This is a genomic window from Halobacillus sp. B29 (assembly GCF_052246755.1).
Taxonomy (GTDB): domain Bacteria; phylum Bacillota; class Bacilli; order Bacillales; family Halobacillaceae; genus Halobacillus; species Halobacillus halophilus.
Genome location: NZ_JBQQCM010000001.1, coordinates 198,288 through 213,076, shown reverse-complemented (window position 1 = coordinate 213,076; position 14,789 = coordinate 198,288). Strand labels below are relative to the sequence as shown.

General features: G+C 43.0%; 15 protein-coding genes and 1 pseudogene. 2 read left to right on the top strand and 14 right to left on the bottom strand.

All coding sequences use genetic code 11. The features are described from left to right. Positions 1-47: 47 nt before the first annotated feature. The 13 genes and pseudogenes from ACTWP7_RS00995 to ACTWP7_RS00935 form a co-directional block, all read right to left on the bottom strand. Complete coding sequence (locus ACTWP7_RS00995) at positions 48-935, bottom strand: branched-chain amino acid transaminase (protein ID WP_443121656.1); 888 nt, start codon at positions 933-935, stop codon at positions 48-50. A gap of 93 nt (positions 936-1,028) precedes the next feature. Further along, positions 1,029-1,725: pseudogene (locus ACTWP7_RS00990) on the bottom strand (alpha/beta fold hydrolase). A 48-nt stretch (positions 1,726-1,773) separates the two neighbouring features. Beyond that, the gene (locus ACTWP7_RS00985) at positions 1,774-2,610 is read right to left on the bottom strand and encodes a PP2C family serine/threonine-protein phosphatase (RefSeq protein WP_443121655.1); all 837 of its coding nucleotides are present in this window, start codon (positions 2,608-2,610) and stop codon (positions 1,774-1,776) included. A gap of 27 nt (positions 2,611-2,637) precedes the next feature. Then, on the bottom strand, positions 2,638-3,189 hold the full coding sequence (locus tag ACTWP7_RS00980) for a GNAT family N-acetyltransferase (RefSeq protein WP_443121654.1): 552 nt from the start codon (positions 3,187-3,189) through the stop codon (positions 2,638-2,640). Between the two features lie 221 nt (positions 3,190-3,410). Continuing rightward, a complete protein-coding gene (locus ACTWP7_RS00975; RefSeq protein ID WP_443121653.1) occupies positions 3,411-4,382 on the bottom strand; it encodes a quinone oxidoreductase family protein in 972 nt (323 codons plus the stop codon). A 12-nt stretch (positions 4,383-4,394) separates the two neighbouring features. Then, complete coding sequence (locus tag ACTWP7_RS00970) at positions 4,395-5,180, bottom strand: enoyl-CoA hydratase/isomerase family protein (protein WP_443121652.1); 786 nt, start codon at positions 5,178-5,180, stop codon at positions 4,395-4,397. A gap of 16 nt (positions 5,181-5,196) precedes the next feature. Continuing rightward, complete coding sequence (locus ACTWP7_RS00965) at positions 5,197-6,969, bottom strand: acyl-CoA dehydrogenase family protein (protein ID WP_443121651.1); 1,773 nt, start codon at positions 6,967-6,969, stop codon at positions 5,197-5,199. Then, complete coding sequence (locus tag ACTWP7_RS00960) at positions 6,950-7,696, bottom strand: 2-phosphosulfolactate phosphatase (RefSeq protein ID WP_443121650.1); 747 nt, start codon at positions 7,694-7,696, stop codon at positions 6,950-6,952. The genes ACTWP7_RS00965 and ACTWP7_RS00960 overlap by 20 nt, the downstream gene beginning before the upstream one ends. A gap of 2 nt (positions 7,697-7,698) precedes the next feature. After that, entirely contained in the window at positions 7,699-8,757 is a 1,059-nt protein-coding gene (locus ACTWP7_RS00955) for a phosphotransferase family protein (RefSeq protein ID WP_443121649.1), read from the bottom strand. Between the two features lie 14 nt (positions 8,758-8,771). Continuing rightward, complete coding sequence (locus ACTWP7_RS00950) at positions 8,772-9,170, bottom strand: acyl-CoA thioesterase (RefSeq protein ID WP_443121648.1); 399 nt, start codon at positions 9,168-9,170, stop codon at positions 8,772-8,774. Positions 9,171-9,183: 13 nt separating this feature from the next. Beyond that, the gene (locus tag ACTWP7_RS00945; protein ID WP_443121647.1) at positions 9,184-10,056 is read right to left on the bottom strand and encodes a 3-hydroxyacyl-CoA dehydrogenase family protein; all 873 of its coding nucleotides are present in this window, start codon (positions 10,054-10,056) and stop codon (positions 9,184-9,186) included. A 38-nt stretch (positions 10,057-10,094) separates the two neighbouring features. Next, positions 10,095-10,874 (bottom strand): SDR family oxidoreductase, encoded by a 780-nt coding sequence (locus ACTWP7_RS00940; RefSeq protein WP_443121646.1) that lies wholly within the window; start codon positions 10,872-10,874, stop codon positions 10,095-10,097. A gap of 4 nt (positions 10,875-10,878) precedes the next feature. After that, positions 10,879-12,090, bottom strand: a complete 1,212-nt coding sequence (locus ACTWP7_RS00935) for an acyl-CoA dehydrogenase (RefSeq protein ID WP_443121645.1) — start codon at positions 12,088-12,090, stop codon at positions 10,879-10,881. A 172-nt stretch (positions 12,091-12,262) separates the two neighbouring features. On the opposite strand from ACTWP7_RS00935, the gene ACTWP7_RS00930 reads away from it, so the two are divergent. Next, positions 12,263-12,568, top strand: coding sequence for a hypothetical protein (locus ACTWP7_RS00930; RefSeq protein ID WP_014642066.1), 306 nt, complete (start codon positions 12,263-12,265; stop codon positions 12,566-12,568). Between the two features lie 1,108 nt (positions 12,569-13,676). Further along, on the top strand, positions 13,677-14,201 hold the full coding sequence (locus tag ACTWP7_RS00925; RefSeq protein ID WP_443121644.1) for a CotY/CotZ family spore coat protein: 525 nt from the start codon (positions 13,677-13,679) through the stop codon (positions 14,199-14,201). A gap of 105 nt (positions 14,202-14,306) precedes the next feature. Here ACTWP7_RS00925 and ACTWP7_RS00920 read toward each other — a convergent pair whose 3' ends face one another. Further along, positions 14,307-14,771: a DinB family protein gene (locus ACTWP7_RS00920; protein ID WP_443121643.1), complete on the bottom strand. Its 465-nt coding sequence runs from the start codon at positions 14,769-14,771 to the stop codon at positions 14,307-14,309. Between the last annotated feature and the right edge of the window lie 18 nt (positions 14,772-14,789).

Below are 14,789 nucleotides of genomic sequence, written 5' to 3'. Positions count from 1 at the left end.
GAATAGACTTACAGCTGGTAAAGGTCTATTCCTTATTAACCTATACATTAGTAAACTGGGAAACTGTAATCCAGATACTCTTTCATCTTTCCTCTCACTATTTGATCATAAATACCCTGAATCTGTTTCGTGAGTGAGCCCACACGGCCGTTCCTAATCACCCGCCGGTCCACTTCAATTACCGGCTTTATGCCAATAGCCGTTCCTGTAAAAAACACTTCGTCCGCTTCATATACCTCAACTCTTGTGAAGCTTTTCTCTTGAACAATAATCCCAAACTCATTCTTGAGAATTGTACATACCGTGTCCCTCGTAATGCCCGGAAGGATATCGTCAGAAACAGGTGGAGTAAGCACTTGATTATCACGTACGATAAAAATGTTTTCTGTTGCGCCTTCGCTAATATTTCCTTCCTTCGTTAAAAAAATGGCTTCATCAAACCCATTAAGCTCAGCTTCGTTGATCGCAAGAGCGGAGTTCAAGTACCCACCCGTTGGTTTTACTTGAGGAGGAATCATATTACTCCCCATTCTCGTCCAAGAGGATATGCATGTTTTTAAAGCTTCCTTAGGTTTATAGTCTAAGACTGTAGTAAAAATGCCCAGATGATTATATGGATCACTCAAATTAGGGCGAAGGGTATCTGAACCTTTAAAGCATACAGGGCGGATATAGACATCAGCCATTTCTTGATTCAATACTAGGAGTCTGCGAATGATTTGTGTTAAATCGGGGACTGAATAAGGGATCGGAATAAATAAACTTTTTCCTGATTGATGGAATCTTTTTAAGTGATCTTCCAAACGGAAAACAAATAACTGCTGCTGTTCTTCGTTCCAAAACCCTCTAATTCCTTCAAAGCAACCCAAACCGTAATTAAGTCCTTTATTTTTTATACTGACCGACAACGCACGCTCATCTACAAATCGGTTCACGTCAAACAGATACCTCATCACGCCCCGCCTTTCACGTTTTTAAATAAAACCTACATAGCATCTTTAGGGATGGAGCGCCCTCCCTAACGTTAATTATTTATGAGAAGAGGCAATGAATGAATCGACAACCTTGTTAAACCGCTCCGATTCTTCGAGGAATGGGCAATGACAGCTCGATTCAAAGACCTCTAACTGTGAGTTAGGGATTTCATTTTTTAAATGCTCTCCTGCAGCTAAAGGAATCAATTTTTCCTCTCGACCAAAGCACAATAAAGTTGGAACAGTTATCGAAGGAAGATAAGGACGACAGTCAATAATGGATTGATCAAATAGAATAGCACTGGCTACTGAAGCTGGAACTTTGGTTGTCTCTTCTATCATCCAGGCTAATTCTTCCTCTTCAACTTCTTCCTTGAACATCAATGGGATAAATCCTCTCAGGAGCCCTTCCTGATTCGTTTGGATCTCACGCATCATTCCTGTCAATGCAGGGAGGTCAAAAGCTCCGATCTCAAAATCATCCCATTTAAAATCAGAAGCGAGTTCATCAACAATTACGGTAGCTTTCACCTTTTCCTCACCAAATTGATGGAGATACTCCCAAATAACAAAGGCTCCCATTGACCATCCAAGTAAAGTAACAAACTCTGTATTTTTGTTGAAAAAAAGGTACCTGTTCTTTAAAGAAACGGCTGCTCATCCAAACCCCATGAATCATTAGTAATGGCTTGCCAGACCCCTGATCCTGATAATACAACTCGGTTCCGTCCTTAAGCTGCAAAAAAGGCATATATTTTCCTCCCAACTATTTTTCTATTTCAGTTTATGTTGGAAAGTATCATTCAGAATAAGACGAGTTAAAAGTAATCAGGACGGCCGTCCTGTCGTCGATCGGCATTTCACGGTCCTCAAGTTTTTTTGTCAGATCGTTAATATAAGGGGTTAAACCAATAGTTATTATCTGCTGATAAGAATCCATAAGGTCGTAGTCAGGATGGAATAATCCATCAGTAACGAGCAGTACATCAGTTAGATCTTCAGTGGAAATCCGGCCCTTTTGAAGATATAGATTCGCTTCTTTCATTCCATTTGCCACTGTATAACCATCTGGCTGATTGGCCAACGAACGATTATAACGCAATTGATTCCATTTATTTTCATAGTATTTTTCATCTAATACGTCGATGCCATTAGCACGATCGGTTGCACGTTTTAATTTTGCTCTTGAACTAATTCCTTTAACGGTATCCTCAGTGAGCAGCTTAGCTGACTTATTTGTGTATCCAGCCACGATCATAGAATCACCTAATTGCGCGTAATTGATGTGTGATTCCTCTACTTGGACAATGGCTACACATGTCGACCAGCGTTTGTAGCCTTCAGAAACATCGATACCATGCACAAGCATTTGTTGATACAATTTTGAATTTGCCTCTCTAACTTCTTTCCTGAGATCCGCGTTAGAAGCAAGACTTTCAAAATGTTCTTTGAAAATTCGAGCGGCTAAATAAGCTCCATTGTGACCTTGTTGATCTTGAAATTCATCTAAAGGAGTTGCTCCATCCAGGACTCCGTAAATACCTGCCTCACGATTAATAATATAGGCATCTTCACTTTCCTTTTTGTCAGGGCTTGTGTAATTTACCTTCTCAACTTTCAGCTTACGCTCTACCATTTTATTTCACCTCAAATAAGGGAATTATTATCTTTTATCAGGCAGCCAGTCTTTGGCAAGCATTCCATAAACCACGTGATTAACATAGCTGCCGTACATGTTCGCGGCGTCCCTGATGATTCCTTCCTGAACAAACCCTAATCGTTCAGGTATTGCACGGCTTTTCAAATTTTCCTCAGCTGCTCTTATTTCAATACGGTTCAGTCCGAGATCTTCAAAAGCATAAGTGAACAAGTGGCGACAGGCCCTGGTCAGCAACCCTCGGCCCGTGTACTCCGTCCCCATCCAGTAACCAATACTGGTTCTTTTATGACTCCAATCTATTTCATGGAAATCCACCACCCCAGCGATATTCCCATTCAAAAGGATACATACCGTTAATCCGTTATTACGAGCATACCTTTCAAGACTTGCCTGGATGAATTTTTTTGTATCTTCGGCCGAATGAGTGAAGTCAATCCAGGGAAGCCACACCCGAAGATGCTCTCTGGACAGATTTGATAACGTAAAAAGCTCTTCGGCATCTTTGTGTTCTATTAATTTTAATGAGACTTCTTCATCAATTTTGTATGTAAACATTCAAACAGCTCCTATCATTAACGAGTAAATGTCCTATTTAGACTGATGTTTCCATTTCGATCTTTATCTACAAATATCCTTCATAATCTTATTTTATATTTCATTGTTCCTTTTTCTTCATATTATATCCCCCCAATCATGCGGGATTGGGTAAGACTCCCCCAGAGATTATAAAATCCCACAAGAGTTGTACTCCTGCGGGATTCCGGACATTTATAAACTTAAGGTTTTAAAACAAGCTTCCCTTTCGTTTTTCTAGCTTGGAGAATTTCGTGGACATGAGCGGCTTCATCAAGGTTGTAAACCCCTCCAACTGTGAGCTTCAATTCCCCAGTGTTCACAAGCTTTAATAATTCTTTCAGGCTTTTTTCAAATAAAACGGGCTTCTTCATAATTTGAGGAAGAAAAAAGCCAATAACCGAAAGATTTCTATTCATTAATCCAGATGGATACATTTGAGGCGGATTTCCACTTGCTACGCCATAAACTACTAAGCGCCCAAACGATCTCATGCACTTAACGGTTTCATGAAAAATGTCTCCGCCAGCCATCTCGAGAGCGATATCAACTCCCCTTCCATCTGTTGCCTCCATGACTTCATCCCGCCAGTTCTGATTGGTATAGTTCACCGTATGATCGGCTCCTAATTCTTTTGCAAGGTTCAGCTTTTCTTCAGAACTGGCTGTTGCAATGACTTCAGCTCCATAGTGCTTTGCCAGCTGTACGGCAAGTGAGCCAACTCCTCCGGCTGCAGCGTGGATAAGAACGGTTTCACCTTTTTCCAAACGCCCCATTGTTGTCAGCAAATGATAAGCCGTCAGCCCCTGAAGCGGGATCGCTACCGCATTCTCATCATCGAGTTCTTCCGGAACAGGGATAAGATTACTTTCTTTCGTTACCACATATTCCGCGTATCCTCCTGAACCAATTAAGGTTACGACACGGTCTCCTTTTTTGAATTGGTCCGCACCTTTCCCGGTTTGTTCCACAACCCCGGCCACTTCAGCCCCGGGAATAAAAGGTAAAGGCGTTGGAACTACATATGCACCTTCTCGTCGTGCCGTATCTGCATAATTAACTCCAATAGCTGTGACTTTTATTTTTACCTCGCCTTCCCCTAATGCAGGGTCTTCCACTTGGACAGATTCTAACACTTCTGGTCCTCCGTACTCTTTAAACTGAATAGCTTTCATCAATGTTTCCTCCTAACGGCCAGTAAAAGCTGGCTTACGTTTATCTTTAAATGCCTGTACTCCCTCTTTATGATCCTCGGTTGTCACCATCATCGTCTGAGTAATGCGTTCCTGTTCAAGAACAGCAGCCAGATCCTTGTTCTCAGCCTGATCCACCATTTTCTTCATCATGCCCATAGCTCGTCCTGGGCCTTTAGCAAGACGCAGAGCATACTCCATTGCCGACTCCTCTAATTCTGCTAAAGGGTAGACGCGATTGACCAGTCCCCATTCTGCAGCTGTTTCAACAGGAATAGGTTCTGCGCGGAATAATAGCTCCTTCGTACGATATGGCCCTAAGATTTTCGCTAAGAAGTAGTGCCCCCCTCCATCTGATACTAATCCGACCTGGGCAAAACTAAGAACGAATTTACTTTCTTCTCCAGCTAAAATTTGGTCGCAAGCAAGAACTAAATTGAAACCGGCCCCTGCTGCGTAACCATGTACGACCGCAACCACTGGTTTAGGAAGGTCTTTTATCATGAGAATCAACTCATTAAGCTTTCCGATATGATCGTAAACTTCCTGAGAAGAACCAGATCCCATACTTTTCACATCACCGCCCGCTGAGAAAGCTCTTCCAGCTCCGGATAATACAACAACTTTAATGTCATCATTCTGCTCAGCTTCTTTAATCGCTTCTTTTAACCCGGCTATCATATCGTCTGAAAATGCATTTAAAGCATCGGGACGATTTAAAACACATGAAAGCACCGGTCCATTAAGATCCACGCTCAAATGATCATTACCTAAGTTCATACGATCCATCTCCCTTTTATGATATATATTGTTTTTCTTCCATCATCACTTCAGCAATTGCGCGATTACGTTCTATCGAATCTTCCCATAGATAGTTACTTAACAGAACGGAGACATTTCTCATAATCCTTATTCGTTCTTCTCCTTTCATCAAGTTAGAGAATAGAAAGGAAGAAGCCTGTTGTATTTCTTGAGCTGATTGCTCTACCACGGTGTAAGCGAGTTTCGTTTTAAGTTCCGCTTCCTGATCTGAGCTGCGAATTGCTTTAAGCGTCCTCAGCACAGCTGATTCACTTGAATATAACGCGATCGCTATATTAGCAAGCTTCATCATGATTTCCTGTTCGTGCTGAATCGTCTCACCGTGGACTTTGAGTGCTGTGCCCGCTGCTACAATGTATAAATTTCGAAACAACTCTACAGCTTCTTGAAGTTTATCTAAAGGACCCTCCACTTGTTTGAACAAATTATTTTTCAGAGAATGCTCAGCCTTTTCCAGAACTGTTCGAGCATCAAATTCCCCTTTGCCCAGCTTTTTGAAAAAGACGCCTGGAATCAGCAAGCGATTAATCTCATTAGTCCCTTCGAAAATGCGATTAATACGTGAATCCCTGTAAGCTTGTTCAATTGGGTATTCTTTAATAAAACCGGCTCCACCATGGAGCTGCAGGGATTCATCTGCGACTTCATCTAGTGTCTCTGAACCCTTGATCTTACATATAGCAGATTCCAATGCATGTTCATTCATAGCCTTTGCAACAGCTTTTGGATTCTCACTATCGTAATAATGACCAAGGGCTGATTCCACATGACCCGCGGTTCTATAGAGAAGAGATTCTGTTTCATAAATACGTGCGGCCATACGAGCTATTTTTTCTTTAGTAGCACTGAAATCAGCAATGGAACGGCCAAACTGCTTTCTTTCTGTTGTATGTTCCAAGGCTAACTTGAAACAATGTTTAGCTGCTCCATTCGTCGCAAAACCTAGATTGAACCTACCCAGATTTAAAACATTCAATGCAATCAAATGCCCCTTGCCTACTTCTCCAAGTCTGTTCTCCACCGGTACCTTGCAATCTTCCATAATGACGGAACACGTGGAAGAACCTTTAATCCCCATCTTATTTTCCTCAGGTCCGATCGATAGCCCCTCAAAGTCTTTCTCTACAATAAAAGCTGTAAAATCCTTCCCGTCCACTTTTGCATAAACAATGAACGTGTGGGAAAAAGCTGCATTCGTGATATAGATCTTTGTTCCATTTAGCAAGTAGTGAGTGCCTTCCTCATTCATAACAGCAGTCGTCTTAGCTGAAAGAGCGTCCGAGCCCGCATCAGGTTCCGTGAGACAATAAGCTCCTATATACTCACCAGAGGCCAATTTGGGCAAATACTTATTCTTCTGTTCCTCTGTGCCAAAATAGGTTATGGGCAGCGTCGCGATACACGTATGATTGGAGTGAGCTACACTATACCCGCCCCCACTTCCGAGAGCCTCACCTACGATCCCTTTACTGATCTTATCTAGTCCTAGCCCTCCATATTTTTCTGGAATACTGTGACTCAAAAGCCCCAAATCCCCTGCTATCTTCATCTTCTCTGAAACAAATTCATAATTCTCTGCTTCCAGCTCTTTTCTGTTCGGGTGTATTTCCCGGGAAATAAATTGTCGAGCCGTGGAAGCTATCATTTTATGTTCCTCACTGCGGTCTTCAGGGGTGAAAACGGATTCTGGACTGCTCTCCGTAATTAAAAATTCCCCACCACGGACATCATGTTTTACGGGATTCATAATCCCCCTCCTTTAATTGGCCTGATATCGGGTCATAGGTTGGTATGGTATAAAATAGTCCTTCGCTTGCAGCAAACTCAATTTCTTTACGATTCAGTCCTGCTTTAAGGAGAATCCGGCCGATTCTGGATTCACATAGCAGATCGGCTTCGGATAGATGGTTTCCTTTATAGAACAGCCATGCGGTCAAAGCTGCATCTGATAAATTCCAGTTCCCCTGCTTTTGTAAGTAATGAATGAGACTTCCAGCTCCATAGAAATCTTCTAGGGTGTAATGTCCACTTGAACCTGAACAAACGAGCATAATCGTATCGTTCTCGTGTCGCTCAGATAGAAAAGCAGCCATAGCTGGATTGTTAAGCAAGGACGAGGCGTACAAATGATCCGCCTGACTGGAACGCTGTAACGCAACCGTTCCATTAGTAGTACTTAATATAACGTGTTTTCCTTTCACTACCGGCTGTAAGTGAGTACGTAGAGGATGATGAAACCCTTCGATAACCTGCCCCTGATCTTCTCCAGCTAGAATGTAAGGTTCAGAAAAGCTTTTCGCCCTCTCTTCAGCGTGAGCAGCATCATAGACAGGAATGACGGATGAGGCCCCATCCGCAAGGGCTGCTGTTATCGTTGTAGTAGCGAATAAAACGTCAAACACAATCGCTACTTTCCCCACCATAAGATCCTCTTTAATATCTTCTTTTTTGAAAATGACGTGAATGTCTCCCATACTTAAATACCAGCCGTCTCTTCAGCATGCTTAATCAGGTTGTTTACAAAAACATTCATGTTCGCAAATCTAGGATCATTCGTCTGTCCCTGTTTGTACCTGTAATAAATCTGCTGAATGATTCCAGCCAGTTTAAAATAGGCAAATGTAAGATACACATGAATATCATCTAAATTCCGACCGCTTTTTTCAGCGTATCTTTCAATGAATTCCTGCCTTGTATAAAATCCTTCCGTTACTGTAACGGGCGGCTTTCCTAATCCTGTTTTCAATAGTTCAGGATCGTCAGCTTCGATCCAGTAACTGAGAGCAGCCCCCACATCGGCCAGAGGATCTCCAACGGTCGTCATTTCCCAGTCAAACAGGCCAACCATTTTTGCAGGGTCCTCTGGATCAAACATCGCATTGTTTAACTTATAGTCGTAGTGAATTACGGCCGCTTCTTCAGAATTCGGAATATGAGCTATCAGCCACTTTTTCAATCGCTCTCCACTGACCACATCATCCGTTTCAGCCTTTTCATAACGCTTGATCCATCCATGTATTTGCCGCTCCATAAATCCCTCTGGCTTCACCATCTCCTTCAAGGCTGTCTTTTTATAATCAATAGAATGGAGTTCCACCAGACGGTCTACCATGGATTCCGATATTCTTCTGGCGAGATCCCGACTCGGTTCCACCCCCTCAGGAAATTCTTTATCGAACACCAGCCCGTCTCTTCGTTCCATGATGAAAAAAGGGGCTCCTAATACATCTTCGGAACCCAACAAATATGGCTTCGGTGCCAATGGAAAAACCGGGTGCAAGGCTTCTAAGATTTTATATTCACGTTCCATATCATGAGCTTTCGGAGCCACTGGACCAAGGGGCGGCCTTCGCAGTACGGCTCGCCAATCATTCACGGCAAGTTCATAAGTTAAATTCGAATGGCCGGCTCCAAACTGACGGACCTGTAACTCGCCATCTGGGATGGAAAGATTATTCCGTAAGAATTGTTCAATCGCCTGGACATCGATTTCTTCTCCCGGGCGCACGGTTCTTGTATCATTCGTATCCTGCATGCTGAAGCTCCTTTCTATTTTGCTGTTAACTGATGAGAGGATAGCTTAGTTTTCATCTCCTCAGTCAATGGAGAGCTCTTATGATTTTTGAAATCAAACTGCACAATTACCGAGTAACCCCTGGCTGTCACATCGCCACTCTCTTTCTCATATAGATCCTGCTCTAAGTGAAAACTCGAATTTCCTATTTTCGTAACGCTGGTTTTTATAGTTAGCGTTTGATTGAAATAGACTTGCTTTAAGAAATCACATTTGATCGAAGCGAGAATGAAATTCCAATCATCTCCCACAAGTCCCAGATCCTCAAAAAACCGGATACGTGAATCTTCCATATATACAAAGAAATTGTTGTTATTTACATGCCCTAATAAGTCTGTTTCACAAAACCGCACGGTAATTTCATGCTCGTGCATCTTCTTCCCCCCTCTAGTTCCTGACTTTGTTGTCGTACGTGTAAAATCCTTTTCCGGTCTTTCTGCCAAGCTCTCCAGCTTCTACTTTTTCGCTTAAGGTTTTGGATGGCTTATCGTTTGGATCTTTGGTTTCTTCATACTGCTGCTGCATGACGTAATATCCGACGTCGATACCAGATAAATCCATCAATTCAAAAGGACCGATGGGATGGTGCAGTGCTTTTTTTGTGATCTTATCGATATCCTTAAAGTCTGCATATCCGCCCTCATACAGACTCATCGCTTCTTTCTGAATAGCAAAGAGAATACGGTTTGCGATAAAACCTGAAATTTCTTTCTGCAAAAGTACGGCCGTGCGATTCATACGTTCACACACCTCCATAGCTAGCGCTGCCGTTTCTTCTGAGGTATGCTCCCCCTTCACGACTTCCACACAATCCATAACCAGAGGCGGGAAGAAGAAATGCATATTGCACACGCTTCCAGGTCTTGATGTTGCGTCTGCTATTAACGAACTTACGATGGTCGAGGAATTCGTTGCCAGAATCGCATGAGAGGGCACGATCTCATCAAGCTTGCTGAAGACTTCCCGTTTTACAGCAAGTTTCTCTACCACTGCTTCAATGACAAGATCCGCTTCACTCGCAGCATCTCTCAAGTCCGTCGTAAAAGTAAGACGGCTGAATGCTTCATTTCGCTCAGCTTCCGAAATTTTATCTTTCGCCACCCATTTGTCCATAATGTCAGCTAGTTTATCTTTTGCCTGTGCTAACGAATCGTTGCTAATATCCTGTAAACTCGTGCGGAATCCCGCTAATGCTCCCAGCATAGCGATTTGATGACCCATCGATCCTGCTCCAATAACGGCTATCTGTTCTACTTTCATAGTGACTCCTCCTTATTAATCCTGATCATGATGTCCATTTAGCAAGACGCATGCATCCCGCCGTCCACCACTAGAACGTCCCCAGTGACATAGTTAGACGCTCTGGAGGCTAGAAATAGGGCAGCCCCTTTTAAATCTTCATCTGTTCCAAACCTTCCCATCGGGGTACGGTCGAGGATAAGATCGCCGCCCTGATCAAGTAAGCCTTGAGACATCTTGGTAGGGAAAAATCCTGGAGCGAGAGCGTTTACCTGAATATTATGGGATCCCCACTTTACGGCCAAATCTTTTGTAAAGGTAATAACAGCTCCTTTACTTGCGTTATAGCCGATAGTGTCCATAAACCTTGGGTCTGCTCCGCCAAGTCCGGCAACTGAAGCAATGTTAATGATTTTTCCGGCCTGCTGTTTAACCATGATTTCTCCTACTTTTTGGGCCATTAAAAAAGTGCCTGTTACATTCACATTCATGACCTTCTGAAACGCCTCAAGCGGCATTTCCAGAGTCGGTGCTCCCCATGTGGCTCCGCTATTGTTGACGAGGATATCAATTTGGCCAAAGCGCTCCAGCGTCTGACCGACAACATTTTCAATATGAGATGGATTGGTAACATCACATTCTAAGGCCAGGGTGTCTACACCAAGTTCGCTTTCCAATTTGGAAGCCATCTGCTCGCAGGCTTCTACTTTTCTTGAGCATAAAACAACGTTAGCTCCTGCTTCGGCCAATCCTTCGGCAATCTGTGCACCTAAACCTCTCCCGCCTCCTGTTACAATGGCCGTTTTCCCAGTCAGATTAAATAATTCATTTACATGCATCTTCTCACTCCTCGTATTTGGATAATTCCAGCTTAGCGATTTGTCTGCGGTGTACCTCATCTGGTCCATCAGCAAGCCGTAGTGTACGGGCTCCGGCCCACTGGGCAGCAAGCGTAAAATCCTCACTTAACCCCGCGGCTCCGTGAGCCTGAATGGCTCTGTCAATGACACGAAGCGCCATGTTCGGTGCGACAACTTTGATCATGGCAATTTCCGTTTTGGCTTGTTTGTTTCCAACGGTATCCATCATATGAGCAGCTTTTAATGTAAGCAGCCGGGCTTGTTCCAGCTCAATTCTGGAATCTGCAATCCACTCTCGTATCACTCCTTGCTCAGCAAGCGGCCGGTGGAAAGCCGTTCTATTCTGGACACGCTTACATAATTCTTCAAGCGCACGCTCAGCGGCACCAATCAGCCTCATGCAATGGTGAATTCTCCCCGGGCCCAGGCGTCCCTGGGCCATTGCAAAACCTTTTCCTTCTCCCCAGATCATATTGCTCGCCGGAACACGCACATTTTCAAACGTAATTTCCGCATGTCCATGAGGCGCATGGTCATAACCAAATACGGGAAGCATGCGTTCAATTTTGACCCCTTCTGACTCCAAAGGAACGAGAATCATAGACTGCTGATCATATTTTGGGGCATCCGGATCGGTTTTCCCCATAAATATAGCAATTTTACAACGGGGATCTCCGGCTCCAGAAGACCACCATTTTCGACCGTTTATGACGTATTCGTCTCCCTCTCGTTCAATCCGCGCTTCAATATTTGCAGCATCTGAGGACGCCACATCTGGTTCTGTCATAGAAAAACAAGACCTTATTTCCCCTTCTAATAAAGGCTCAAGCCATTCTTTCTTTTGATCTTCACTTCCGTAACGAGCAAGAACTTCCATGTTACCGGTATCTGGTGCGTTACAGTTAAATACTTCAGGACCTATAAGAGATCGTCCCATCATTTCACAAAGAGGAGCATACTCCAGATTTGAAAGTCCTGCTCCATATGTAGAATCCGGTAAAAATAAATTCCACAGCCCCGCATCTTTTGCTTTTGATTTTAATTCCTCCATTATTGGCGGTACCGAAGACCAGCGAGTTTCCTGCTGGTTCAACTGCTCTTCATACAAGCGCTCATTTGGGTACACTTCATCTTCCATAAAGCTTCGGATCTGCTGCTGATATCTTTTTACATTCTCCGAGTAATCAAAATTCAACGATTTGCCCCTTCCCCGGAAGCATACTGTCCGGTTAGTATATAATATCCATTTTATACCGATAATTCTGAAAATTCAACAGAAATGAGTGAGTATTCATTTTTATCTGTCATATTATTCTGCTTTACCCATATGTATGAGATGTAGGACACTTTACAGGAGGGATGCAAACATGCGTGACCATCAGAATGAAAACTCCGCGAATGATAGAAAGTCCTCAAATGAACAAAAAGAAAGCTTGATTAAGAACGTCAGTAAAGAAGCCAATCAGGTTGTTCACAACACAGTGGATACTTCAGGCAAGATTATAAAGTCGATCACAGGTGAAGGAGGCCTTCTCGGTAAAACGATTGATTCTTCCGGAAATATTATTAAAAAAGTAGCTGATAAGGGCAACGAAGCTATTGATAAGACTTCCGATACCTCTTCTAAAGCCTGGAAAACTATAAAAGATAAAACCGTAAAGCGAAAAAAATAGAGTCATACAAAAAGAGCTGTCAGTCTAACTGACAGCTCTTTTTATAGACTTTATAGACATTCCAGATAAACTCCCATTACTTGAAGACTCAGTTTCGAGACTTTTGAGAGAATTAGGTCCTGCGGGGGACGATTTCGCTTTCCGTCCCTGCACGACGCAGGGTCGTTCGACGTTGCCACAGGACTTGGCGATCCTAGTCGAACTTCTTATATGTGGTAAGCTTCCTCGGGCTTCACAGCCCTGAGGGATCTTACCGATCATGTTCATCCCGTTCTTACACTTTTTTTAGTCTTAATCAAATATCAGAGCATAAACGACATGGAGAGCTATCCAGCTCCAGCACATAGCGTCTAGTGAGACTTCCCTCACTTCTGTACGATAAGGCAACATCGAATCGCTCCGCTCTTCGTGTTTTCTTTATCTCCGCCAGCTCAAGTCTAGTTTCTGTGCCTAGCCTCTCGAGGTCTTAAGTCCAACCATGAAAGGAAGAAGAGCCCTTCCTTTCATGGTCGTTCTTAAGCTTGTCGAGGCTGAGCAAGGCACCTCCACATTTGGCCCGGCATGACGTAGGGCCATAGGAAATTGTTCAAATGTGGAATCACCCCGATAGACACGACCAGCATAAGGCGCTCATCAACGGATGGTGGTTTTTTCATCCGTTGATGAGCGCCTTATGACTCGAGTGTCTATCGGGGTGATGGAACAAGACGAGTTATTTCCCCACCAGCCCTTTTCCATAACAACATAACGGATCCAAATTATCTCGAAATCGAGTCTTTAACTATCCGGCCCTTTTGTTTAATAAGCTATTCAGTTTCCATGCAATGCTTATATATCTTTCTAGGAACAAAAAAAAGACGCAAATGTACAGCTTGCGTCCAAACGTAGGGAAAATCTCATAGTGTGGTAAACCATGAATCTATAACCATTAGTTATAGATACCCTATTATATGTTGTCTTTTTCATTTTGTATTGGTAGATGCCCTATAAATTATAGAAACTTAAAATTTTTATTGATCTTATAGAAAATAGACAGATGTACAGGCGCTAATCTTTATCTTACATAGAATGATAAGGAATGATCAATATGAAAAGGAGAGATATTTTAATGTCATATCATTCAAACAAAGGGAACTGCGTACGCGACATTCTTAAGAAAATTCTAGATGCTCAAGCAGAGGTGGCTATGGCTGACGAATGTGACGTTAGCTGTGAACGGTCTATCCGTGATCTAGTAGGTCCTGCTACAGGAGGGAACGGGGATACCACAATTCCTTTCATTCTTTACTGTGAAGATTGCAAACCTTTCTTTGCCAGCGGTGTTAAAAAGATTAACGACACGTTCTACTGCGTAGAGACTCCTATCTTCAAAGCTATTAAATTCACAGACGAAAAGAAAAACTGTATCAAACTTGAGCTGCTTAAACCTGATAACAACAGCATGAGCTTAAACAGCCATTGCAGCAAAAGAGATGTATGTGACTTGGTAAACGGAGTTACGGAATTCAAATCTACAGGAATCTGTATGACGTTTGACCTTAACTGCATCTGCGGAATCACATGTCTTGATACAACTACCCCAGTCCCTGTAACAGAAGCTGACTTTGCTCCTATGCATGTACGCGAAGGTTAATAGGAATAAGCCAGGGAAGGATCCCTGGCTTATTTTCAAATAATAAGTGGACAACCTGTTCTTAAACCAGCTTCAGCAAAAAACACACCCGGTCCGCAAAGTCTTTTAACCTCTAACCACCGGCGAAAGACTCCACGTGCCGAATTGTTTGCGTATATGAACGACCTGACCGATATGATAGGCATTGTGGATAAAAAGGTGAGACAGGGTGCCCCCCCATTTCTCAAGCTTTTCGTCACTGCATCGCTTAATTTCTTTACGAAATTCGGATAAAACGACGCTGTTGCTGGCAGCTACCTGTCTCCATGACAGAGTGCCATGATCCTGGAACGTATCGTAGTATCTGGGAAGTTCATCTATTTCCTCCCCCCTGAAGCGGCATAAATAACGGTAGTTGTAAAAGTAGAGATGATTGAGGAGTTCTGCAATAGAGTGGGTTTGTTCGTCATCCGGTCTTTCGTGAACCTGGTACTCTTCTAAATCCTGAATAGACATTTCATAGCAGACAAACCAGTTGTTTTCGTCATAAATGGCGGCTAGTTGCTCTAATAATACTTCTCTCATTGTCATGCTTTTCGCCTCCACATA

What these genes read in the sequence shown, in the direction of transcription:
- ACTWP7_RS00985 (WP_443121655.1), bottom strand. Translation starts at nt 2,610, where the DNA reads ATGGTAGAGCGTAAGCTGAAAGTTGAGAAGGTAAATTACACAAGCCCT.
- ACTWP7_RS00980 (WP_443121654.1), bottom strand. Translation starts at nt 3,189, where the DNA reads ATGTTTACATACAAAATTGATGAAGAAGTCTCATTAAAATTAATAGAA.
- ACTWP7_RS00975 (WP_443121653.1), bottom strand. Translation starts at nt 4,382, where the DNA reads ATGAAAGCTATTCAGTTTAAAGAGTACGGAGGACCAGAAGTGTTAGAA.
- ACTWP7_RS00970 (WP_443121652.1), bottom strand. Translation starts at nt 5,180, where the DNA reads ATGAACTTAGGTAATGATCATTTGAGCGTGGATCTTAATGGACCGGTG.
- ACTWP7_RS00965 (WP_443121651.1), bottom strand. Translation starts at nt 6,969, where the DNA reads ATGAATCCCGTAAAACATGATGTCCGTGGTGGGGAATTTTTAATTACG.
- ACTWP7_RS00960 (WP_443121650.1), bottom strand. Translation starts at nt 7,696, where the DNA reads ATGGGAGACATTCACGTCATTTTCAAAAAAGAAGATATTAAAGAGGAT.
- ACTWP7_RS00955 (WP_443121649.1), bottom strand. Translation starts at nt 8,757, where the DNA reads ATGCAGGATACGAATGATACAAGAACCGTGCGCCCGGGAGAAGAAATC.
- ACTWP7_RS00950 (WP_443121648.1), bottom strand. Translation starts at nt 9,170, where the DNA reads ATGCACGAGCATGAAATTACCGTGCGGTTTTGTGAAACAGACTTATTA.
- ACTWP7_RS00945 (WP_443121647.1), bottom strand. Translation starts at nt 10,056, where the DNA reads ATGAAAGTAGAACAGATAGCCGTTATTGGAGCAGGATCGATGGGTCAT.
- ACTWP7_RS00940 (WP_443121646.1), bottom strand. Translation starts at nt 10,874, where the DNA reads ATGCATGTAAATGAATTATTTAATCTGACTGGGAAAACGGCCATTGTA.
- ACTWP7_RS00930 (WP_014642066.1), top strand. Translation starts at nt 12,263, where the DNA reads ATGCGTGACCATCAGAATGAAAACTCCGCGAATGATAGAAAGTCCTCA.
- ACTWP7_RS00925 (WP_443121644.1), top strand. Translation starts at nt 13,677, where the DNA reads ATGTCATATCATTCAAACAAAGGGAACTGCGTACGCGACATTCTTAAG.
- ACTWP7_RS00920 (WP_443121643.1), bottom strand. Translation starts at nt 14,771, where the DNA reads ATGACAATGAGAGAAGTATTATTAGAGCAACTAGCCGCCATTTATGAC.